Raw genomic sequence first — 22750 nt, forward strand, 5'->3', positions numbered from 1 at the left:
AACGTAGGATCATTCCCAAAATAATATAAGAATTTTCTTACAGCGAGCATCCAAATGGACGCCAAGCAAAAAATTCGCAAACCAATTAAATAATTCCCACGCAACCACTTGACCAACCCACTAAAACCCTATTACGTCCAATTGTGACTGGGAACATCATTAGCTCTTTCGCCAAGTACCAGCCAAAAAAACCTTATTCAGAAACGCGCTCGAAAAAGTAGGAAATCCCCTACAAAATTTTAATGACAAGGCATCTACACATGAAAAATTGCTCAAACAACTATCTCCCAACACCTGTTTCAGTTTCCGGAAACAGGCATCGAAACTTGAATCTTGTATTGACTGCACCCGATATTGCAGTCGCATTTCATGATCAGGATACGCCAGGGCTCATACCGGTCGCTGACGCATCCCAAACGTTGACGGTCGATCTCGTTGTATGGCCAGCCGCACTTCCTGGTTACACCTATCAACTGCTGTTCAACAGTATCGCGACCGGTCCCCGAAAACTGATTCTGCCCTCACATGCACCAGGAGACCCCCTGCACCTGGAGATCCCGGCCGAACTGTTGCTGGAAGGTTTCCACGATGTCGCGTACGTCGTTGTCAATCCGATCAATCAGGTAGAACAGAAATCGGAAATTTTCCGGATTCAGATCGACCGGACAGCGCCAGGCGCTCCGGAGCTTGCTGCCATACAGTTCCCAGCCGAGATCCAGAACGGTCTGACTGCCGCCGAGCTCGATCAACTGGGTGGCCAACTTGATGTACAGATTGCCGGCTACACCGGTATGGCCAAGCATGACCGCATTCTGACCAGGTGGGGAGATATCGTAGGCCCCACTGCTGTCGTCAACGAAACCGATATGGGGCTGGACAAGGTCTCGGTCACTTTTACACGAGCGTTTCTACAAACGTTGGGGGAGGAAGAAAAGCAGGTGTGTTACCAGGTCATCGACCGTGCGGGCAACCCTTCAATCCTCTCGAACACTGTAGAGGTGAAATTAAGGCTGAAAGACTTGCCTTCTGATTATCCGGCACCTGTCATTGATCAAGCGGTAGGCGATCTGGTTGATTATCTGGAAGCTCAAGCGGGAGTACTTGTCGACATCCCCCATTATCCGGGCGCAGCGGCGCTTGATAGCATCCAGCTATTCTGGGGCACCAGTAATCCCTTGACCCCTGTATTCGTCGCGCCTGGCGACGAAGATGAAGCCGTCATACTCACGTTGAAACTGCCATTTGAGGCCATTGCCCAAGGTCCGCAAGGCGACACAGCGGTTCATTATGAAGTGTTTCGCAACGGCGAACTGACGGGCACATCGCTGGACACCCATATAGACGTTTTTACAACACTTCCCTTCCCCACCCCCTTGAACAATTTGACGATACAAGGGACGAGCGTACAAAACCCGAACACTCAGGACAACTTTATCGATGAAGACGATTACGAGTTGAACGGCAGAGGGGGGGTGGCCTGGAATACGGGGTTCGAAATCAATGATGATCTGAACCTGTACTGGGGCAATCAGGTAAAAACGCAGTGGTATCAAATACGGTCTAGCGACGTTGCAGCGGCAAGAGACTTGATTATTCCGATTGATAACGAGCTGATGAAGTTGCAAGGCACCGGCGAAGCCATTCCCGTGTATTTCACAGTCACGCGTACAGGAAACCCAAACAGTATGACGAGTCCGACTCAGCCTGTAACAGTACGGTCTCGAGAAGAGCAACCCGGTGGCGAAAACGGATTGACCGGGCCCACGTTCAATCTCACGTCCAACGGAGTGCTGGGCCCCAATGAAAATCCGGACGGTGCCGATGTAAAAGTTTCACCTTATGTAAATATTGCCGAGGGCCAGAAGATCACCTTCACGTTCAAGGGTTTTGACGACTTCAATAATCCCATCGAAGCCGCTACTTATGTGACGACTCGTAAGCTGGATGAAGTGGATGTTGTGCAAGGGCATGTATTCAAGGTCCCTCAGATCAACACACTGCTTATTTGCACAGGGTTTGCGGAGGCGAGTTATACCGTCGACCCTGTCGAAGGCAGCAATCAAAGTCCGGCAAACTCCACGGTCACTCGCGTCATCGTGCATATGCTTAAACCTACCGACTTTACCTGTCTGGGTCGCTAAACCGTTGCGGGCTCACAACGCCCGCAACTTTTAAACTTATAAGGAACACCCATGTATAACCTTGCGACTGAAAAAAAAGAAACCGTGCTGACTGCGCCAGTCATCGCAGCCGCCTTGAACGATGGGCTATTACCCATCGACAGTTTGAACACGCCCCTCGAAGTGCTGTTGAACGTCTGGCAAGGCGCGCGCCCCGGCTATACCTATCAGCTGTACTTCGATGGAGTGCTTATTGGTCTCAAGAAAGAGATCCTGCTTTCGCAGATGCCAGGTGACGACCTCATGCTGCACATTCCATCCGAGCTGTTGACGGAAGGTCGTCACTCTGTGGCTTACGCGGTCGAAAACCCGATCAATATGGTCGTCGAGTTTTCTGCCGAGGCAGTTGTAATCGTAGACCTTACCCCGCCTGGCGATCCGCTGCTGGCCCCCATCATTTTTCCCACGCAGGTACAGAACGGTCTGACCTCAGAAGAACTGCAAACCATGGGTAACGTGCTTTCAGGGACGATTGCCAGCTACAACGGCATGCAGGAGGGCGATGTTGTCCGCACCTACTGGAATGATCTGCCCGGTCCGATGGCGGTGGTGAGCAGTGATGACGTGGGTCTTAAACGAACAATGGTCGACTTCGCCAGGCCGTTTCTGGAGTTGATCGGCGACATTGAGGCGCCGGTTTACTACACGATTACAGATCTGGCAGGGAATCTGTCCATGGCCTCGGAGGCGGTGGACGTGAAGCTGCAACTCGCGCAAGCAACGCCCCTGCCCACTCCAACCATAAAAGAAGCCACCGGCAACACGCTAGACCCAGCTAACGCCCCATCCGGGGCAACCGTAGTGATCGACGCCACCGCCAACCTGAAAGCCGGCGATCAGGTGATCGTGCAATGGCAAGGGCCCAACGGCAATGACACACGGGAAAAGACGCTGACCGGCGCGGACGCGGGCAAGACGCTGGAGGTAGTGTTTGCTGCGGCGCTGGTAACGGCAAACGCCGGGCAGACGGTGGCGGTTTCTTATGTGGTCAATCGCGTCAATGGTCTGGTACAGGTATCCGACACACTGGCCTTGCAGATTCTGATGGGGCAGCCCGAGCTGGTGCTGGACACTTCGCCGGTTACGCTGGCCGGCAAGGTTTATCTGCTTCCGGGCTCGCCGGACCTGCTGCCGAACTTCCCGGCCGACACCACCCTTCAGCGTCAGGCCAGCGGCGGACAGGCACCCTATCAGTACACATCGAGCAACCCGCTGGTCGCGAAAGTGGACAGCAACGGCCTGGCCTCGGTTCGAGGCAACGGCACGGCCACCATTACGGCGTCCGATGCTTCGGGCGCGAGTAAAAGCTACCTGATCACCGTCGTCGGCGTCATCCATTGCATCGGCCTGGGCAGCGGGAGCTTTTCTCAGATCAGCAAAAACGCAGGCAACAACGGCGCAAGGATTCCGACTATTCACGAACTGGTGGAGATCTATAACCTGTACGGCAATCGCTGGCCGATGGGCAACGGTAATTATTGGTCGTCCACTGTTTCAAGCGCCGGCATCGGGGGCTGGAACTGGTACTACGTGAAGAACATGGTCTCTGGCGGAAACTTCAAGTTGAAGAGCCACAACTCCAGTCTTGGCGTTGGCATCAGATGATCGAAAACTGATGAACCTGTAATTATCAAACAGGGCGTTACCTGAGAGGGCAACGCCCTGCTTCTATTCATACGTTCTACAGAGTCAGGCCATGCACCCCACCACATCCCCAGCCAAACGCTTTGTTCGTCCCGCGTCGTGTGAAGGCAGCTTTCAGGCCTGCGTCAATAAGCGACCGTTCAAGGTGCTTGCCCTGGCGGGCCAATTGACCCTGCGGGCTGAGCTGGAGCAGGCACCCGATCAGTGGGTATGGAAGCTGATCGTCGACGGCAAGGTGGGCACAAAACGAACGACTATCGGGCTGTTTCTGGACAACGACCTGAAACCCGGTGATCACAATCTGCCAGGCCATGCCCAGATCAAAGTGATTTACAACGAGACGCAGCACCGGCAGAACACCCTCTATCATTCGGCACACTTTCAAAACGGCACCCTGAGCCTGTTGGAAGCCAATCCCTATACTCTGCGCCTGCGCGGACGCTTCAGTTTCAGCATGTCATCGATTAATTTCGAAGTGACCAACGGCTTTTTCGACGTACATTGCCGATAAATCAGGTGCGCAGAAAGCGGGCAATCACTTGCGCCGACTCGACCAGGCATTGTTCATGGCTGATACCTGCGACTTTCAATGGTTTGAGGTCGTGATTGGCGGTCGGCAACCAGTGCAGTTGAATAGCGCTGGACAACGCATAACCCTCCACTGCTTCGCGATTACCCAACGCATCGCGCTCGCCCTGAACGATCAGAGCAGGTGTTTTCAATTCAGCCAGATGGGCCACGCGCGGTTTCTCCGGCTTGCCCACGGCATAGAACGGATACCCCAGGCAAACCAGCGCATCCGCCTCGATCTCATCGGCAATCAGGCTGGCCATTCGCCCGCCCATCGACTTGCCGCCAACAGCAAGTCGCCCAGCCACAAAAGGCCTGACCAAGGCATAGACCTCTCGCCAGCATTCCAGCAATTGCGCCTGCGGATTGGGCGGACGCTTGCTGCCGCCGTGACGCCGCAGGGCCATGTAAGGAAACTCGAAGCGCAGGACGCTGACGCCTTGCGCCGCAATATCGGTGGCCATGTGGCTCATGAAATCGCTGTCCATCGGTGCGCCTGCGCCATGTGCCAGCAGCAAGGTGGGCGCCTCCTGCGCGTCTGCCCGCAGGGTGGGCGTCCATAACCAGCCTTTTTCGTTGATCAGTTGCAGCCATTGATCCTTGCCAGTGCCGGGCTGTGGGCCTTTGCTCATGCTTGCCTCGTTCAGATGAATCTCAGAGTAGCCCGCTACTATAACCGCGAATCCTGCGTGAATCGCGCAAGCGCAGAGCGCGTGGACGCACCGACAGGCCCTGCCGGACAGCCACCATTCAGGTCCGCCCGGTTAATCTGCCAAGGTGCACAAGGTAAAAGTACCAAGGCGATGAGCGCCCCAAACCTGACACCGCCGGGCGGTTTCATTGACGGTACTGGCCTCGCACAATTGCAACAGAACCGCTGAGTCGGTCGCCAGAGTCATATGCCTGCTCAGGCCAGTTTGCTGGGCTATGACAGATGCAACCGCCGATTGAACATGCGTGACAGTCTTTGCGCGAGTCCTGATCAACTCGTCTGTACGCGAGGGTCGCCACCGCTTTGCTCCAATCCAGCGGCGATGCGTGAACTCCGCACCCTGCAACGGGGTGCGGAATACTCGCTGACAATACAACGCAGATTATCCGCTCCGCGCTGCGGCTTCCCACACCCTTCTTTCAAAGCTAAACTCGTCGACACACGTCTGCTGCAACCATTTGACGCTCGCTAATGTGCCTGTCTGTTCCTGCCCCTGCCTTTTCGTGTGCCTCGATGCCATTTCCAGCGATGCATCGCCCGAGCCCGATTACGTCTGCGGTCAACATCTGAATCGTGGAAGTCTGTAATGAACACAACAACCAGTCCGACGACCTACAACTACACAGTGGTGCGCCAGTTTGCCATCATGACCGTGGTCTGGGGCGTGATCGGCATGAGCCTGGGAGTGTTCATCGCTTCGCAGCTGGTCTGGCCGGGACTGAACCTGGAACTTGAATGGACTACCTTCGGACGCCTGCGGCCGTTGCACACCAACCTGGTGATCTTTGCGTTCGGTGGCTGCGCGCTGTTTGCCACCTCTTATTACGTGGTACAGCGCACCTGCCAGACACGGCTTGTTTCCGATGGCCTCGCGGCGTTTACCTTCTGGGGCTGGCAAGCCGTGATTGTCGGCGCCATCGTGACGCTGCCGATGGGCTACACCACCACCAAGGAATATGCCGAACTTGAATGGCCGGTGGCCATTCTGCTGGCGATCGTCTGGGCCGCCTACGCTGCGGTGTTTTTCGGCACCATCGTCAAACGCCGGACCCGGCATATCTATGTCGCCAACTGGTTTTACGGCGCATTCATCGTGGTGACCGGCATGCTGCACATCGTCAACCACATCTCGCTGCCGGTCAGCCTGTTCAAATCCTATTCGGCCTACGCCGGAGCGACCGACGCCATGATCCAGTGGTGGTACGGGCACAATGCCGTAGGTTTTTTCCTGACTACCGGCTTTCTCGGCATGATGTATTACTTCGTGCCCAAACAGGCCGAGCGCCCGGTGTACTCGTATCGTTTGTCCATCGTGCATTTCTGGGCATTGATCACCCTGTATATCTGGGCCGGTCCGCACCATCTGCACTACACCGCCCTGCCAGACTGGGCACAGTCGCTGGGTATGGTCATGTCGATCATTCTGCTGGTACCCAGCTGGGGCGGGATGATCAACGGCATGATGACACTGTCGGGTGCATGGCATAAGTTGCGGACCGATTCGATACTGCGCTTTCTCGTGGTCTCGCTGGCGTTCTATGGCATGTCGACCTTTGAAGGCCCGATGATGGCAATCAAGACCGTCAACTCGCTGTCGCACTACACCGACTGGACCATCGGCCACGTACATGCCGGGGCATTGGGCTGGGTGGCGATGATTACCATCGGGTCGGTTTATCACATGATCCCGAAACTCTACGCCCGTCCGCACATGCACAGTGTCGGCCTGATCAACACGCATTTCTGGCTCGCGACCGTCGGTACTGTGCTGTACATCACCTCGATGTGGGTCAATGGCATCACCCAGGGCCTGATGTGGCGTGCAGTGAACGACGACGGCACGCTGACCTATTCCTTCATCGAGACCATGCAGGCCAGTCACTCCGGCTACATCGTGCGCGCCATCGGCGGTGCCATCTTCACCAGCGGCATGCTGTTGATGGCCTACAACGTGATACGTACAGTGCGAGCCTCTGACCCGCAGGCGGCCGAGGCCGCTGCGCGCATTGCCGTCGTGGGAGCGCATTGATGAAACATGATGTGCTCGAAAAAAACATCGGCCTGCTGGCGTTCTTTATGGTTATTGCCGTGAGCATCGGCGGGCTGACGCAGATCGTCCCGCTGTTTTTTCAGGATGTGACCAATCAACCGATCGAAGGCATGAAACCACGCAGCGCGCTGGAGGTAGAAGGCCGCGATGTATTCATCGCCAATGGTTGCGTAGGCTGCCACTCACAGATGATCCGGCCATTACGCGCCGAAACCGAACGCTACGGGCATTACTCGGTGGCGGGCGAAAGCGTCTGGGACCATCCGTTTCTATGGGGTTCCAAACGCACCGGGCCGGACCTGGCCAGGATCGGCGGTCGCTACTCGGATGAGTGGCACCGTGTGCACCTGAATGACCCTCGGGACGTGGTCCCAACGTCGATCATGCCCGCCTATCCGTTTCTGGCCGAGAAAAAGATCGACAGCACGCAGACGGCAAAAAAGCTGCAAGTGCTGCGTACCCTTGGCACCCCGTACACCGACGCGGACATCGCCGGTGCGGCCGCCGCCGTGCAGGGCAAGACTGAAATGGACGCGCTGGTGGCCTATCTGCAAGGCCTCGGCACGCTCATCAAGAGCAAACGGTGAACATGATGGACATCGGAATGATTCGAGGCCTTGGCACACTGGTCGTGATGGTTGCGTTCATCGGCCTGATGCTGTGGGTGTTCAGCCCTGCCCGCAAGGCGCACTTCGACGATGCGACCCTGTTGCCTTTCGCAGATGACCCCGAGGCCATAGGCAGGGTCGAGCGCGCCAGGGCTGAACGGGAAGATCAACCATGAGTACGTTCTGGAGCCTGTACGTCGCGGTCCTGACGCTGGGCACAATCATCGCCATGCTCTGGCTGCTGCTGTCCACGCGCAAAGGTCAGCCCGACGAACCGACAGATGAGACCGTCGGCCATGCGTTCGACGGCATTGAGGAGTACGACAACCCACTACCCAGATGGTGGTTCTATCTATTCATAGCGACCATCGTTTTTGCGCTGGGGTATCTAGTCCTGTACCCGGGCTTGGGCAACTGGAAGGGTTTGCTGCCCGGTTACGACTATCGGGACAAGGACAGCAAAGTGCAATTCTCCGACGGCCAGCAAGGCTGGAGCAGTGTCCACGAATGGGAACGGGAAGTGGCCGTTGCCGAGGCCCGCTATGGCCCGCTGTTCGCCAAATACGCCGCCATGCCCGTCGAGGAGGTAGCCAAAGACCCACAGGCGCTGAAAATCGGTGCTCGCCTGTTTGCCTCCAACTGCTCGGTCTGCCACGGCTCTGACGCGAAAGGCGCCTACGGCTTTCCCAATCTGACCGATGCCGACTGGCGCTGGGGCGGCGACGCTCAGGCGATCAAGACGTCGATCATGGCCGGGCGCATGGGCGTGATGCCCGCCCTGGGCGAAGTGCTGGGCGAACAGGGTGTGCGTGATGTGTCGGCCTACGTGCTGAACCAACTGAACGCCCGGCAGTTGCCCGAAGGTGCCAAAGCTGACCCGGTCGCGGGCCAGAAGACCTTCGCGACACTCTGCGTTGCCTGTCACGGGCCAGAAGGCAAGGGAATGCCGATTCTCGGCGCGCCGGACCTGACGCATCCCAACGCGTTTATCTACGGTTCCAGCTTCGCGCAGTTGCAGCAGACCATTCGCGATGGCCGCCAGGGCCAGATGCCCGCTCAGCAGGTACTGCGAGGCAATGACCGGGTTCACATTCTGGCTGCCTATGTTTACAGCATGTCCCGCCAGGAGAAGCCACCTGAATCCAGATGACGCGGCTCGATTAGCGCATGGTTGTTGCATTCTGAAAGAACAAATTCGTTGTAGTTACATCTCTACATGACTAGACTCCTTCACGACCACAATAATCTGTCTACTCATTCTGGAAGTCGCGCACATGACCACTACCCTCTCCAGCCGTGAATTCAATCAGGACACCAGCGGGGCCAAGAAGGCCGCGAATGAAGGCCCCGTGTTCATTACCGACCGAGGTCGCCCGGCCCATGTGCTGCTTTGCATCGAGGATTACCTGAAGCTGACCGGCAGCGCAGCAAGCATCGCCGACATGCTGATAATGCCCACTGACATCGATATCGAATTCGAGCCTCAGCGTGCCGTGATCACCCCGCGACAGGTTGATCTGTCCTGATGTTCCTGCTCGACACCAACGTGGTTTCAGAGCTCAGAAAGCGCACTGCAGACGCCAACGTGCTTCGCTGGTCGCGAACACAGATGGCCTCCAGCCTGTTCATCTCGTCCATCACGATTCTTGAGCTCGAAACAGGTATCCTGCGTATCGAACGCCGCGACCCGGCACAGGGTGCAGTATTGCGAATGTGGCTTGACCAGCATGTATTGAAAGCGTTCGCCGGGCGTATCCTGACAGTCGATACTCAGGTCGCAAGGCGCTGCGCCCAACTGCATGTTCCCGACCCGCGCAGCGAATGCGATGCGTTGATCGCGGCTACTGCGCTGGTGCATGGCATGACTGTGGTCACACGCAACACAATCGATTTTCAGTCGTGCGGGGTCGCGCTGCTCAACCCCTGGGTCAGCCAGTTGAATGAAGAAGCGGCCGTTTACTCACGTGCGTCACGTTGAACGCGGATGTAAACCTGCCTGACCTGTATCGGCCCGGGCTACTCCACCGCCGCTGGACCCATCAATGAGCAACCAGATTCCAGTACACGACATCACACCGCCATCCGAAAAAAGCGGCGAATTCATCGACCTCTATGCCTCGCGCGAGAAAATCCACACCCGCGCGTTCAAAGGTCTGTTTCGCAATGTGCGCATGTTGGGCGGTGCCGTGTTGCTGCTTATCTTTTTTGGCACGGTCTGGCTCAATAAAGGTGGGCACCAGGCGGTCTGGTGGGACCTGCCGCAACGCAAGTTCTACATCTTCGGCGCGACGTTCTGGCCGCAGGATTTCATCCTGTTGTCCGGCATTCTGATCGTTGCAGCCTTCGGGCTGTTCTTCATCACGGTCTATGCCGGACGGGTATGGTGCGGCTACACCTGCCCGCAAAGCGTCTGGACCTGGATGTTCATGTGGTGCGAGAAAGTCACCGAGGGTGACCGCAACCAGCGCATCAGGCTTGACCATGCCCCGATGAGCACCGGCAAACTGGCGCGCAAGCTCGCCAAGCACAGCCTGTGGCTGCTGATCGGCTTTGCCACGGGCATGACCTTCGTGGGTTACTTCTCTCCCATTCGCGACTTGTGCATTGATCTGTTCACGGGCGAAGCGGATGGCTGGGCGTATTTCTGGGTCGGCTTCTTCACCCTGGCCACTTACCTCAATGCAGGCTGGCTGCGCGAGCAGGTGTGCATCTATATGTGCCCCTACGCGCGGTTCCAGAGCGTGATGTTCGACAAGGACACGCTGATCATCTCCTACGACCAGAATCGTGGCGAAGCCCGAGGCCCGCGCAAGAAGGAGGCTGATCCTCAGGCACTGGGGCTGGGTGACTGCATCGACTGCATGATGTGCGTGCAGGTCTGCCCGACCGGCATCGACATTCGTGACGGCCTGCAGGTGGAATGCATCAGCTGTGCGGCGTGCGTCGATGCCTGCGATACAGTCATGGACAAGATGGACTACCCTCGCGGCCTGATTCGCTACACCACCGAACACAATCTGTCCGGGCAGCGCACCCGCACCTTGCGCCCGCGCCTGATCGGTTATGCACTGGTTCTGTTGCTGATGATCGGGCTGCTGATCGCGGCCTTCTGCATGCGTGGGCTGGTGGGTCTGGAGGTCAGCAAGGACCGTATGCTTTTTCGGGAAAACGCCGAAGGCCGTATCGAAAACGTCTACACCGTGAAAGTGATGAACAAGGATCAGGTGGATCACGACTATGTGCTGGAGGCCAGCGGCCTGCCCGACCTGAAACTGCAGGGCCGTCGGGAAATAAACGTCCCGGCAGGCGAGATCGTCAGCCTGCCGGTGGAGCTCTCCAGCGCGCCCGAAAAGCTCCCGGCACACAGCAATGAAGTCACCTTTACCCTCAAGGACATCGACAGCGACACACATGTCGACACCAAAAGCCGTTTCATCGGCCCACCTCTTCGTTAAGAGCACCGTCATGCCCGTTGCGACTGCTGCAAGCCCTTGGTACAGGCACCTCTGGCCATGGATCATCATCGCCATTCTGACCTGCTCGGTGACGTTGAGCCTGTCGATGGTGTTCATTGCAGTCACCAACCCTGACCCGCTGGTTACCGATAATTACTACGAGGCCGGCAAAGGCATCAATCGCTCGCTGAATCGGGAAGTGCTTGCGCAAAACCTCAAACTGCACGCCCGTGTACATCTGGACGAGTTGACCGGCGAAGTCGAGCTGCGCCTGAGCGGCAACAGCAACCCGGAGCGTCTGGAGTTGAACCTTATTTCGCCGACGCGCCCTGCCAGTGATCGCCGTGTGTTCCTGACCCGCAGCCCGTCTGAACCGGGCCGTTACATCGGGCAGTTGCAAGACCGGGTCGAGGGTCGGCGCTTTGTGGAACTGCTGGGTGTCGAAGGCGACCAGACCTGGCGTCTGTTCGAAGAAGAGCAGGTCGACGCTGCTGACCTGACCCTGGGCGACGAACCCCTGCAAGCCGCGCAACGCCGGAAAGACTGAACATGGCGACGTTGCCCCGCGCCACTCCAATGCGCTGTTACCACTGCGACCTGCCCGTGCCGGCCGGCAGCCGTTTCACGGCGGTTGTGCTCGGTGAACCCCGGGAGCTGTGCTGCCCCGGCTGTCAGGCGGTGGCCGAGGCCATAGTCGCCAGCGGCCTGGAAAGCTATTACCGCCATCGTAGCGAGGCCTCGGCCAACCCGGAAAGCCTGCCCACGCAATTGATCGATGAACTGGCACTCTACGACCGCCCTGAAGTACAGGCGCCGTTCGTACGCCACGAAGGCGATTTGTCAGAAGCCACTTTGCTTGTCGAGGGCATCAGTTGCGCAGCCTGCGGCTGGTTGATCGAAAAGCGCCTGAGCCGCTTGCCCGCAGTGGCCGAAGCGCGCATGAACCTCTCCACCCATCGCCTGCACGTACGCTGGCGCGGCGACCAGCTTGCCCTCAGTCAACTGCTGAGCGAGCTGCACGCAATTGGTTATGTCGCTCACCCCTGGCAGGCCGATCGCGCCGCCGAACGTCTGGCAAGTGAAAACCGTCTGGCGTTGCGGCAACTGGGCGTCGCTGGCCTGCTGTGGTTTCAGGCAATGATGGCAACCATGGCCACCTGGCCGGAGTTCAACATCGACCTCAGCCCGCAGATGCACACCATCCTGCGCTGGGTGGCGCTGTTTCTGACCACTCCGATCGTGTTTTACAGTTGCGCACCGTTCTTCCGCGGTGCGTTGCGCGACCTGCGCAGCCGTCAACTGACGATGGACGTCTCGGTGTCGCTGGCAATAGGCGCGGCTTATGTCGCCGGCATCTGGACTGCGGTCACCGGCGCTGGCGAATTGTATTTCGATGCGGTAGGCATGTTTGCATTATTCCTGCTGGCCGGACGCTACCTGGAGCGCCGCGCCCGCGAGCGCACAGCGGCAGCCACGGCGCAGCTGGTCAACCTGCTGCCTGCCTCATGCCTGCGCCTTGGTGACGATGGCCAGAGCCAGCGCATCATGCTCAGCGAACTGCGTTTGACCGATCGTATATTGGTGCGCCCCGGTGCGGTGATCCCGGCTGACGGCAGGATCCTCGAAGGTCATTCCAGTATCGATGAGTCACTGCTGACCGGCGAGTACCTGCCACAAGTGCGCAGCGCGGGCGATGCGGTCACCGCAGGAACGTTGAATGTCGAGAGTCCGCTGACCATTGCCGTGTCGGCGCTGGGTCAGGAAACCCGTCTTTCGGCCATTGTCCGCCTGCTCGAGCGCGCCCAGGCGCAGAAGCCTCGTCTCGCGCAGATCGCCGACCGGGCTGCACAGACCTTTCTACTGTTTTCGCTGATGGCGGCGGCGCTGATCGGCGTTGTCTGGTGGCAAATCGACGCATCCCGTGCATTCTGGATTGTCCTGGCAATGCTCGTTGCCACCTGCCCCTGCGCGCTGTCGTTGGCGACACCGACCGCGTTGACAGCAGCCACCGGCACGCTGCACAAGCTTGGTCTGTTGCTGACCCGAGGTCATGTACTGGAGGGCCTGAATCAGATCGACACAGTCATCTTCGACAAGACCGGCACCCTGACCGAGGGACATCTGGCGCTGCGCAGCATTCACCCGCTACGCGAACTGGACGCCAGCCGCTGTCTTGAGCTGGCGGCGGCGCTGGAAAACCGTTCCGAGCACCCTATTGCCCGCGCCTTTGGTCGAGCGTCAAGGGCCGCCGAAGAGGTGCACAGCACACCGGGGCTAGGGCTGGAAGGACGTGTTGACGGGAAACTGCTGCGCATCGGCCAGGCGCCGTTCGTCTGTGCGCCGAGCGGCACTGAACCGCCGGTGATCACTGATGAGTCCGGCCAGTGGCTATTGCTGGGCGATGCGCAAGGGCCGCTGGCCTGGCTGGTACTCGACGATCGACTGCGCGACGATGCCGGCACCTTGTTACAAGCCTGCAAGGCACGAGGCTGGAAAACGCTGCTGCTGTCCGGAGACAGCTCACCGATGGTCGCCAGTGTCGCGCAGGCGCTGGGGATAGACGAAGCGCGTGGCGGTATGCACCCGGACGACAAGCTGGAGGTGCTGCGGCAACTTCAGGCTCAGGGACGCAAGGTGCTGATGATCGGTGACGGGGTGAATGACGTCCCGGTCATGGCCGCTGCCGACATCAGTGTGGCAATGGGCTCGGCCACCGACCTTGCAAAAACCAGCGCTGACGCCGTGCTGCTGTGCAACCGTTTGCCGGTGCTGATCGACGCACTGAATCTGGCCCGACGTACGCGCAGGGTCATTATCGAAAATCTGCTCTGGGCCAGCCTGTACAATGGCCTCATGCTGCCATTCGCGGCACTGGGCTGGATCACCCCGGTATGGGCGGCCATCGGCATGTCGCTCAGTTCATTGACCGTAGTGCTCAACGCCTTGCGCCTGACCCGCATGCCGCGCCGCGCCCTGACGTCACAACCTGCCCCGGAGGTTTCATGCCCGCGCTTTACATCATGATCCCTGCTGCGCTGCTGCTGGTGGGTGTCGCGATCTACGTGTTCTTCTGGGCGGTGGACAGCGGCCAGTACGACGATATGGAAGGCCCGGCGCACAGCATATTGTTCGATGATCCGCCGTCAGTGGATCATGCCCGGCCAGAACAGCAACGGCCTGGCGCTGACGAGAAACACGATGTTTGAACTTGCTTCGACGCTGCTCTCGGCGTTCATTCTCGGGCTGCTGGGCGGCGGCCATTGCCTGGGGATGTGTGGCGGCCTCATGGGAGCGCTGACACTGGCCATTCCCAAGGAACAGCGCAGCCGTCGATTCCGGCTGCTGCTGGCATATAACTTTGGGCGCATTCTCAGTTACACGATTGCCGGCCTGGGTTCCGGGCTGGTCGGCTGGGCAGTCGCGCAAAGTCCGCTGGCAACGGGTATGCGGGTCATCGCCGCAGTGTTGCTGATCGTGATGGGGCTGTATCTGGCTGGCTGGTGGAGCGGGCTGACGCATATCGAGCGCCTGGGCCGAGGACTGTGGCGATACCTGCAACCGCTGGCCAGTCGCTTGCTGCCGGTGTCCAGCCTGCCCCGCGCCTTGTTGCTCGGCGCGCTGTGGGGCTGGCTGCCCTGCGGGCTGGTTTACAGCGCCCTGCTCTGGGCCGCCAGCCAGGGCAATCCTCTCCATAGCGCCTTGCTGATGCTGGCCTTCGGGCTGGGCACCTGGCCCGTTCTGCTGGCCACCGGACTTGCCGCCGAGCGCACCACTGTCCTGCTGCGCAAACGAGGTATTCGCATGGCCGGAGGGTTGCTGGTGATCGTGTTTGGCCTCTGGACCTTGCCGGGGCCGCATCAGCATTGGCTGATGCGGCACTGAGGCCGGGCAGCTCACACCGCTTGATCCACGTCAACGCCCGCCCTTGAGCGCCTGCGTATGCTCGCGACATCGCCAGCCTGACCGGGAAACGTGCGCATGCTTGACGCCATTCGTTGGGATTCAGACCTGATCCATCGCTATGATGTGGCAGGACCGCGCTATACGTCCTATCCGACAGCAGTGCAACTTCACACACAAATAGGCGCATTTGAACTGCTGCATGCTCTGCGGGAAAGCCGCAAGGCGTTGCGCCCGCTGTCGCTCTATGTGCATCTGCCCTTCTGCGCGAACATTTGTTACTACTGTGCCTGCAATAAGGTCATCACCAAGGACCGCGGACGCGCCCAGGCTTACCTGCAGCGGCTCGAACACGAAATACAGATGCTCGCCTGCCACCTGGCACCCGGTCAGGTAGTGGAGCAACTGCACCTGGGCGGCGGCACGCCGACCTTCCTGAGTCATGCTGAACTGCGTCGGTTCATGGCGCAGCTGCGCGCGCATTTCAATTTGCTGGAAGATGACTCCGGCGACTATGGCATCGAGATTGACCCTCGCGAAGCGGACTGGTCGACCATGGGCCTGCTGCGCGAGCTGGGTTTCAACCGGGTCAGCCTTGGCGTGCAGGACCTGGACCCGACCGTGCAACGGGCGATCAACCGCATGCAAAGCCTGGAGGAAACCCGCGCCATCGTCGAAGCCGCCCGCACGCTGCAGTTTCGTTCTGTGAATATCGACCTGATCTACGGACTTCCCAGACAAACCGCGCAAGCCTTCAGCCGCACAGTGGATGAAATCATCGAATTACAGCCCGACCGGTTATCTGTGTTCAACTACGCCCACCTGCCGGAACGCTTCATGCCGCAGCGGCGCATCGACACGGCCGAACTGCCGGATGCCCGGAGCAAACTGCTCATGCTCGAGCGCACCGTCGAGCAGCTGGGCAACGCCGGTTATCGCTACATCGGCATGGACCATTTCGCCCTGCCCGACGATGAGCTGGCTATCGCCCAGGAAGACCTGACCCTGCAACGCAATTTTCAGGGCTACACCACGCATGGTCACTGTGATCTGATCGGGCTGGGCGTCTCGGCCATCAGCCAGATTGGCGAGCTGTACAGTCAGAACAGCAGCGACCTGAGCGACTATCAAAGGCTGCTGGACAGCGACCAGCCAGCAACCAGACGAGGGCTGATGTGCAGCGATGACGACCGGATAAGACGCGCAGTCATTCAGCAGTTGATCTGCCACTTCATGCTGGATTTCGCCGAGATTGAAAAAGCATTCTCCATCGATTTCAGAGACTATTTCAGCGACGCATGGCCACAACTGCTTGGCATGGCGGAGGACGGGCTGATTGCGTTGAGCGCCGCGGGAATTGAAGTGAAACCGTCAGGCCGGTTGCTGGTGCGTGCTGTGTGCATGGTCTTCGATGCGTACCTGACCCGGCAGAACAGGCAGCAGTTCTCCCGGGTGATATGAGCAGCGGCCTGGTTCTACATTTTGGCCAGAACCAGCATGCCCGCCTTGGTCTTGTCGGCGTCGCTGGAGTTCAGGCTGTTCATCAGCGACGACAAATCGGCCGTGGAATTGCTCACCTGCGCCTGCAATGTGGTGAGCACGGTCTGTAGCGCCGCGGCCTTGGTGCGGCGCTCCTCGGGACTCAGACTCGGGTCCTTCAGAGCCTTCTGGATCTGCTCCATGGTTTCCGCGATCCTGCGTTGAAGCTCGCGAATAGCCTTGAGGATCTTCTGCACGGAAGCCGGCAGGCCGCTCTGCTCGATATCGGCATTTCTGGAAGACGACGCAGCGGCAGCCTTGCCTGCTGACGACAGATTGACTTCAACACCCTTTGCCTCACCGGCAGGCGTCTCGACGCTGCTTTCGCTGGCCTGGCTGCTGTACGTAATCTGCGAGGTCGCAGTACGTATCGTAATACTGTTGATCAACGGAAGTGTCGTTGACATGCCAAGGCATCCTTGTTCATCCGAGGGAATACAGGCTTATCGGCAGCCGCTCTGGAACCTTGATGGTACAGAAGGCTTTGTAGGCTGGCCCCGACAAGCAAGGGTGAGGTACCCTTACGGCTTATGTGTGTTTTCCCACAAGGAATTAAGTGATGTCCGAGCCAGTAAAGTTGCGCGCTCAAAACCAGGCTCACTGCAAGGATTGCAGTCTCGCTCCACTCTGCCTGCCCCTCTCATTGAACACGGAAGATATGGACTGCCTTGACCAGATCGTCAAACGGGGCCGTCCGCTGAAAAAAGGCGAGTTTCTATTCCGTCAGGGAGATACCTTCGAGTCGGTCTATGCAGTACGCTCCGGCGCGCTGAAAACCTTCAACATCAGTGACAACGGCGAAGAACAACTCACCGGCTTTCATCTGCCCAGCGAACTGGTCGGAATGTCAGGCATGGACGCCCAGGCTTACCCGGTCTCGGCGCAGGCACTGGAAACCACTTCAGTGTGCGAAATACCATTTGAACGCCTGGATGAACTGTCGGTGCAGTTGCCGCAACTGCGTCGCCAGTTGATGCGCGTCATGAGCCGCGAGATTCGCGAAGATCAGCAAATGATGCTGTTGCTGTCGAAGAAGACCGCCGATGAGCGTATTGCCACGTTTCTGATCAATCTGTCTGCGCGCTTTCGGGCCAGAGGTTTCTCGGCCAATAAGTTTCGTCTGAGCATGTCGCGCAACGAAATCGGTAATCACCTGGGCCTGGCCGTCGAGACGGTGTCGCGGGTATTCACCCGGTTCCAGCAAAACCAGTTGATTGCTGCAGAAGGCAAAGAGATTCATATCCTCGCCCCGATCGAGCTGTGCGCGCTGGCGGGCGGCGCAATGCAAAGCTGATACGTGCGATCTGTGGCGGGTCGGCTTAAACTATCGGCCAAACCTGCCATGGATCCCCCTGATGACTTTCGATCAATCGAACTTCAAGTCCCTGATACGCCCGGTCATAGACTTTCCCAAGCCGGGCGTGGTCTTTCGCGACATCACTCCCCTCTTTCAGTCGCCCAAGGCTACCCGTCAGGTAATCGACAGCTTCGTGCAGCGCTATATAGAAGCCGATTTCAGCCATATCGGCGTCATGGACGCGCGTGGTTTTCTGATTGGTTCGGTGGTGGCGTATCAACTGAACAAGCCGCTGGTGCTGTTTCGCAAACAAGGCAAATTACCTGCCGACGTACTCTCCGAGGCCTATCAAACAGAATACGGCGAAGCGTATCTGGAAGTGCATGCCGACAGTCTGTGCGAAGGTGACTCAGTCATCATGTTCGATGACCTGATCGCGACGGGAGGCACGCTGATCGCCGCCGCCAACCTCATCCGCCGCATGGGCGCCGAGGTACATGAAGCCGCTGCGATCATCGACCTGCCGGAACTGGGTGGCTCCAAGCGTCTTAACGACCTGAAGATCCCGACGTTCTGTCTGACCGAGTTTGCGCTGGACGAGCAGTAAGACCGGCGCTGACCGTGGCTCCGCTTTGCACGGTGGTTCTGCGATGTCAGATGGATTGGGGTTCGACTCAGGTCACCTTTTCGCCCCTCGGCGAGTTACTTTGACGGGCCAAAGTAACCAAACCCCCTCGCTCCTGTTTCCGGCCCGACTTCGTCGGGTTCCTTCGCCCTGTCACTGATCCGGGGGTCGCCGCAACGGGCCATCCATGGCCCGGTGCGGCTAGCCTGGCGTCCTGCCAGGCTACCCCCGGATCAGCGCCAGGACTCAGCCGTCACTTACGTCGCACTCTGCGTCGTCAGTACCATCGCGATAAAAAAGCACTGTATGGCAGCATTAACAGGTAAGGCATGATGTTCTGCCGCACCGGAAATTTGCAACGCCAAGCGTTAAGAAGAGCATGCCAATGCAGAGTGATTGACACGAGAATCATACTCAAAATCGGACGCAGAGCGTCCAGAACGGCATTCGACGCAGAGCGTCGCACGATAGTTGAGATTATCGTTGCAGTTCTGGACGCTCTGCGTCCGACCTTGAATGGGCAGCGCAGGCGTGTACCGAAGAGAAACTAGCTCGCAGTATTGCTGTGCAGTTTGGTCATCAGTTGCGCTTCGGCCTGGGTCAGGCCGCAGGACTGGGTCAGCTCATCGATGCTGGCACCCATGCCGACCAGGCGTGCAGCCTGGGCAAAGGACAGCGTGGAGGGATCGCGCTGTTCCAGTGCAGTGAGCTTGTCCGGCAACGGCGCAACGATGGCACGCAGCTCGTGCAACGCTTCGCCCATGCGCACCGTGCCGTTCTGGTAGTTGTCCAGGCGTCTGGCCAACTCCTTGATCCGCTGATCACGCAAGGCAGCCGCCTCATCACGCTCGGCATCGAGCTTGCGCTGACGCCTGGTATGGGCCAGGAACATAAACAGGGTGACTACCCAGAGAATGCCCAGGAAGAAGACAGCTACCTCAAAGATCAATCAGATGCTCTCCAGTTCGGACCACTCTTCTTCGGACATCATTTTGTCCAGTTCAACCAGAATCAACAGTTCGCCGTTCTTGTTGCAAACGCCCTGAATGAATTTGGCCGACTCATCGTTACCCACGTTTGGCGCAGTTTCGACTTCAGACTGACGCAAGTAAACCACTTCAGCCACGCTATCGACCAGAATCCCGACCACTTGCTTGTCGGCTTCGATGATCACGATACGCGTATTGTCGCTGACTTCAACCGGAGCCAGACCAAAGCGCTGACGGGTATCGATCACGGTGACCACGTTACCGCGCAGGTTGATAATGCCCAGTACGTAGCTTGGCGCACCCGGGACCGGGGCGATTTCAGTGTAGCGCAGCACTTCCTGCACCTGCATCACGTTGATGCCATAGGACTCGTTGTCCAGGCGGAACGTAACCCATTGCAGGATAGGATCTTCGGAACCTTGTGCAGACGACTTATTCATAACCCCAACCCCTCACGTGTGTTCTTTGCAGGTGATGCCACTGGCATCGACCCATGATTATTTCGACTTGTTCAACTGCTTGACCGCGCCACTGGCTATCAGCTCGGCCAACTCTGCAACATCCAGCAACGCGCACATGTGCTCGATAACCGTGCCCGCCAGCCATGGGCGCTGACCTCGCTGCGTGCGCCATTTGATCTCATTCGGATCAAGACGCAACGAACGGCTGACTTGATGCACCGCCAGTCCCCACTCGTATCCCTGCACCGAAATCACGTACTGCAATCCCTGGCGAAAATCGTCGCGGTATCGATCAGGCATGATCCAGCGCGCGGTATCCAATACTTTCAGGTTGCCCGCCTGGCAAGGCAGGATCCCGAGAAACCAGTCCGGTTGACCGAACAGTGGCGTCAGCTCCTGCCCTGCCAGCGGGTAAATCGACCCCAGGCATACCAGCGGCACTGCCAGCGTCAGTCCGGCCACGTCGAACAACAGGCATTCGAACGGCTCGGCGGCCCATGCCGGGCGACCATCACTGGTAGGCGGCGGCGTCGGCGTGCGCTGGGTCACCAGTGTGCTCAACTCAGCGACCGGCTCGACCAGCTCAACGGTCGAAACTGCTTCTTCAACCTTCACCACTTCGGCAACAATCACCGGAGCGACTTCAATCACCGGCGCAGGCGCTTCAACCTTTACCGCTACAGCCACCGGAGCCGGCGCGGCCACCGCAACCGCCAGCGGTTTGATCTGCGCTTGCATCCGCGCATCAAAGGCTTGCTCTTCGAGCACAGCCGCCTGAAATTCATCGATGCTGCTGACAGGCTCTTCAAGCACCTCAGTCGCGTCGTACAGCAATGCGTCCAGATAGGACTGCAACGCCAGCTTGGGTCGTGTTGCTACTTCTACAGGGCGGTTCATACCGGGGCCCAACAAAAAATGGAGCATGTGCAACCTGATAGAGTTATCGGCCGCATTGAGGCATCACTTGAGCAAACTGTGTAGAAAGAATGGACGTTCACGTCAGGCCACCTGAGCATTGAGCTGCTCGGCGAGCATATGCTTGAGCAATGCCCGATAAGCAATCACACCGCGACTCTTACTGTCATTCTGCGACGGCGTCAGCCCCAGACGGCTCGCATCGCGCAGCCGCGTGTCGACCGGCACGTAGGCTTGCCAGACATGATCGGGAAAACTGTCGCGCAATAATTTCAATGTGCCCATCGACGCTTGGGTACGACGGTCGAACAAGGTCGGCACGATGGTGTAAGGCAACGGCACCTTGCGCGAACGGTTGATCATGGTCAGGGTATTGACCATACGCTCCAGGCCTTTCACGGCCAAAAATTCAGTCTGTACCGGTATCGCCAACTGCTGGCTTGCCGCCAGCGCATTGACCATGAGAACGCCCAGCAGCGGCGGACTGTCGATCAGCGCATAGTCAAAATCCTGCCACAACTGCGCCAGACTTTTAGCGATCACCAGGCCCAGGCCGCTCTGGCCAGGGGATTGACGCTCCAGTGTGGCCAGCGCCGTGCTGGAGGGTATCAGCGAGATACGCTGGTCACTGGTCGGCAGCAGCAATTGGCCCGGAAGCCCCTCCGGAACCGCACCCTTGTGGAGAAACAGATCGAAGGCACTGTGTTCCAGTTCGTCCGGGTTATGCCCGAAATAGCTGGTCATGGAGCCGTGGGGGTCCAGATCGACCACGACCACACGCTTGCCCGCATCGGCCAGCAGGCCGGCCAGGGCGATGGTCGTGGTGGTCTTTCCGACTCCACCTTTCTGGTTGGCTACTGCCCAGACTCTCATTGATGTTTTTCCTTGCGTACAGCAACGACCATACCGATACGATGTTAGGGGGCAGGTGACGGAGAATTGACGGCGTTCGCACGTACCGGCGGCTTTGCTGGCACCGGTGCAGTTTGTGTGCCAGCACGCCTCAGTGCAGCATCCGGTTGCACATTGGCCGACCCTGAACTGGTCAGGCTGCGACGCACATCCAGATTTCGCGAGATGACCAGCACTACGCGGCGGTTCTTGGCACGTCCGGCGGCAGTGGTATTGGGCGCGATCGGTTGAAACTCACCGTAGCCCACAGAGGCCAGTCGCGCGGGATTGACACCGTCCATCGCCAGCATGCGCACAATGCTGGCAGATCGAGCCGAAGACAGTTCCCAGTTGGTCGGAAACTGCGCAGTGCTGATCGGCTGATCGTCAGTGAAGCCTTCAACGTGTATGGGATTGTCGAAGCGTTTGACGATTCCGGAAACCTTTTCAATGATCGTGAAAGCCTTGTCGCTGGGTATGGCGTCGCCGCTGACGAACAACAGGCTGGAGTTGAGTTCGATCTCGATCCATAACTCGTTGCCGCGCACCGTCATCTGATCGGACTTGATCAGGTCGCCGAACGCATCGCGAACATCCTGAGCGATGGTCTGCAGCGGATCATCAGAAGCCTGGCCAATTCCGGCATCGGTCTGTTCGCTGTCCTTGACCAGCGGCTCGGCGGGCTTTATCGAGACCGGGCGCTGCTCACCAATAGGGATCGGTTTCATAGTGCGCTCGGTATCGTTGAATACGCCAACCAGTGCCTGGGACAGAATTTTGTATTTGCCTTCATTGACCGAGGAAATCGAGTACATCACCACGAAAAAGGCGAACAGCAGGGTAATGAAGTCGGCATACGACACCAGCCAGCGCTCATGATTTTCGTGTTCTTCGGCCTGACGTCGGCGAGCCAT

24 protein-coding genes are annotated in these 22750 nt (G+C 58.4%); 17 read left to right on the forward strand and 7 right to left on the reverse strand.

The features are described from left to right. Positions 1–260 precede the first annotated feature (260 nt). From AC4ANE_RS18095 to AC4ANE_RS18105, 3 genes are all read left to right on the forward strand, one after another. Positions 261–2141: a hypothetical protein gene (locus AC4ANE_RS18095; RefSeq protein WP_002554241.1), complete on the forward strand. Its 1881-nt coding sequence runs from the start codon at positions 261–263 to the stop codon at positions 2139–2141. Positions 2142–2192: 51 nt separating this feature from the next. Further along, the gene (locus AC4ANE_RS18100; protein WP_031595106.1) at positions 2193–3785 is read left to right on the forward strand and encodes an immunoglobulin-like domain-containing protein; all 1593 of its coding nucleotides are present in this window, start codon (positions 2193–2195) and stop codon (positions 3783–3785) included. Positions 3786–3876: 91 nt separating this feature from the next. Continuing rightward, the gene (locus tag AC4ANE_RS18105) at positions 3877–4335 is read left to right on the forward strand and encodes a hypothetical protein (RefSeq protein ID WP_005731593.1); all 459 of its coding nucleotides are present in this window, start codon (positions 3877–3879) and stop codon (positions 4333–4335) included. A 1-nt stretch (position 4336) separates the two neighbouring features. Here the strand turns inward: AC4ANE_RS18105 and AC4ANE_RS18110 are convergent, their stop codons facing one another. Beyond that, complete coding sequence (locus AC4ANE_RS18110) at positions 4337–5026, reverse strand: alpha/beta family hydrolase (protein ID WP_002554245.1); 690 nt, start codon at positions 5024–5026, stop codon at positions 4337–4339. A 666-nt stretch (positions 5027–5692) separates the two neighbouring features. On the opposite strand from AC4ANE_RS18110, the gene ccoN reads away from it, so the two are divergent. The 12 genes from ccoN to hemN all read left to right on the forward strand — a co-directional run bounded on the left by ccoN (position 5693) and on the right by hemN (position 16580). Next, on the forward strand, positions 5693–7135 hold the full coding sequence (gene ccoN / locus AC4ANE_RS18115) for a cytochrome-c oxidase, cbb3-type subunit I (protein ID WP_002554246.1): 1443 nt from the start codon (positions 5693–5695) through the stop codon (positions 7133–7135). Further along, positions 7135–7743, forward strand: coding sequence for a cytochrome-c oxidase, cbb3-type subunit II (ccoO, locus tag AC4ANE_RS18120; protein WP_460408448.1), 609 nt, complete (start codon positions 7135–7137; stop codon positions 7741–7743). The genes ccoN and ccoO overlap by 1 nt, the downstream gene beginning before the upstream one ends. A 5-nt stretch (positions 7744–7748) precedes the next feature. Further along, complete coding sequence (locus AC4ANE_RS18125) at positions 7749–7940, forward strand: CcoQ/FixQ family Cbb3-type cytochrome c oxidase assembly chaperone (RefSeq protein ID WP_002554248.1); 192 nt, start codon at positions 7749–7751, stop codon at positions 7938–7940. Then, positions 7937–8914, forward strand: a complete 978-nt coding sequence (gene ccoP / locus AC4ANE_RS18130; RefSeq protein ID WP_002554249.1) for a cytochrome-c oxidase, cbb3-type subunit III — start codon at positions 7937–7939, stop codon at positions 8912–8914. Before AC4ANE_RS18125 ends, ccoP begins: the two co-directional genes overlap by 4 nt. Before the next feature lie 124 nt (positions 8915–9038). Continuing rightward, complete coding sequence (locus tag AC4ANE_RS18135; RefSeq protein ID WP_002554250.1) at positions 9039–9290, forward strand: type II toxin-antitoxin system prevent-host-death family antitoxin; 252 nt, start codon at positions 9039–9041, stop codon at positions 9288–9290. Beyond that, a complete protein-coding gene (locus AC4ANE_RS18140) occupies positions 9290–9742 on the forward strand; it encodes a type II toxin-antitoxin system VapC family toxin (protein WP_002554251.1) in 453 nt (150 codons plus the stop codon). The genes AC4ANE_RS18135 and AC4ANE_RS18140 overlap by 1 nt, the downstream gene beginning before the upstream one ends. A 64-nt stretch (positions 9743–9806) precedes the next feature. Next, positions 9807–11219, forward strand: coding sequence for a cytochrome c oxidase accessory protein CcoG (ccoG, locus tag AC4ANE_RS18145; RefSeq protein WP_031595107.1), 1413 nt, complete (start codon positions 9807–9809; stop codon positions 11217–11219). Positions 11220–11229: 10 nt separating this feature from the next. Continuing rightward, positions 11230–11766: a FixH family protein gene (locus AC4ANE_RS18150; RefSeq protein ID WP_002554253.1), complete on the forward strand. Its 537-nt coding sequence runs from the start codon at positions 11230–11232 to the stop codon at positions 11764–11766. 2 nt (positions 11767–11768) lie between these two features. After that, a complete protein-coding gene (locus tag AC4ANE_RS18155) occupies positions 11769–14243 on the forward strand; it encodes a heavy metal translocating P-type ATPase (RefSeq protein WP_002554254.1) in 2475 nt (824 codons plus the stop codon). Then, entirely contained in the window at positions 14222–14425 is a 204-nt protein-coding gene (ccoS, locus tag AC4ANE_RS18160; RefSeq protein WP_002554255.1) for a cbb3-type cytochrome oxidase assembly protein CcoS, read from the forward strand. Before AC4ANE_RS18155 ends, ccoS begins: the two co-directional genes overlap by 22 nt. Beyond that, complete coding sequence (locus tag AC4ANE_RS18165) at positions 14418–15101, forward strand: sulfite exporter TauE/SafE family protein (protein ID WP_002554256.1); 684 nt, start codon at positions 14418–14420, stop codon at positions 15099–15101. Before ccoS ends, AC4ANE_RS18165 begins: the two co-directional genes overlap by 8 nt. Before the next feature lie 96 nt (positions 15102–15197). Continuing rightward, positions 15198–16580 carry an oxygen-independent coproporphyrinogen III oxidase gene (gene hemN, locus AC4ANE_RS18170; RefSeq protein WP_002554257.1) on the forward strand — a complete coding sequence of 461 codons (1383 nt, stop codon included), beginning with the start codon at positions 15198–15200 and terminating at the stop codon, positions 16578–16580. Between the two features lie 14 nt (positions 16581–16594). Here the strand turns inward: hemN and AC4ANE_RS18175 are convergent, their stop codons facing one another. Next, on the reverse strand, positions 16595–17065 hold the full coding sequence (locus tag AC4ANE_RS18175) for a hypothetical protein (RefSeq protein WP_002554258.1): 471 nt from the start codon (positions 17063–17065) through the stop codon (positions 16595–16597). A gap of 152 nt (positions 17066–17217) precedes the next feature. On the opposite strand from AC4ANE_RS18175, the gene fnr reads away from it, so the two are divergent. Further along, positions 17218–17952, forward strand: coding sequence for a fumarate/nitrate reduction transcriptional regulator Fnr (gene fnr / locus AC4ANE_RS18180; protein ID WP_002554259.1), 735 nt, complete (start codon positions 17218–17220; stop codon positions 17950–17952). A gap of 61 nt (positions 17953–18013) precedes the next feature. After that, positions 18014–18562: an adenine phosphoribosyltransferase gene (locus AC4ANE_RS18185; protein ID WP_002554260.1), complete on the forward strand. Its 549-nt coding sequence runs from the start codon at positions 18014–18016 to the stop codon at positions 18560–18562. A 565-nt stretch (positions 18563–19127) separates the two neighbouring features. On the opposite strand, the gene AC4ANE_RS18190 is transcribed toward AC4ANE_RS18185, so the two are convergent. The 5 genes from AC4ANE_RS18190 to motD form a co-directional block, all read right to left on the reverse strand. Next, positions 19128–19529, reverse strand: coding sequence for a DUF2802 domain-containing protein (locus tag AC4ANE_RS18190; protein ID WP_002554261.1), 402 nt, complete (start codon positions 19527–19529; stop codon positions 19128–19130). Further along, complete coding sequence (locus AC4ANE_RS18195; RefSeq protein ID WP_002554262.1) at positions 19530–20009, reverse strand: chemotaxis protein CheW; 480 nt, start codon at positions 20007–20009, stop codon at positions 19530–19532. A gap of 57 nt (positions 20010–20066) precedes the next feature. Next, positions 20067–20954 carry a CheW domain-containing protein gene (locus AC4ANE_RS18200; protein ID WP_005731582.1) on the reverse strand — a complete coding sequence of 296 codons (888 nt, stop codon included), beginning with the start codon at positions 20952–20954 and terminating at the stop codon, positions 20067–20069. 75 nt (positions 20955–21029) lie between these two features. Further along, a complete protein-coding gene (locus AC4ANE_RS18205) occupies positions 21030–21818 on the reverse strand; it encodes a ParA family protein (RefSeq protein WP_002554264.1) in 789 nt (262 codons plus the stop codon). Between the two features lie 44 nt (positions 21819–21862). After that, positions 21863–22750 (reverse strand): flagellar motor protein MotD, encoded by an 888-nt coding sequence (gene motD, locus AC4ANE_RS18210; protein ID WP_002554265.1) that lies wholly within the window; start codon positions 22748–22750, stop codon positions 21863–21865.

It is taken from the genome of Pseudomonas sp. Pme6b, from assembly GCF_058129925.1.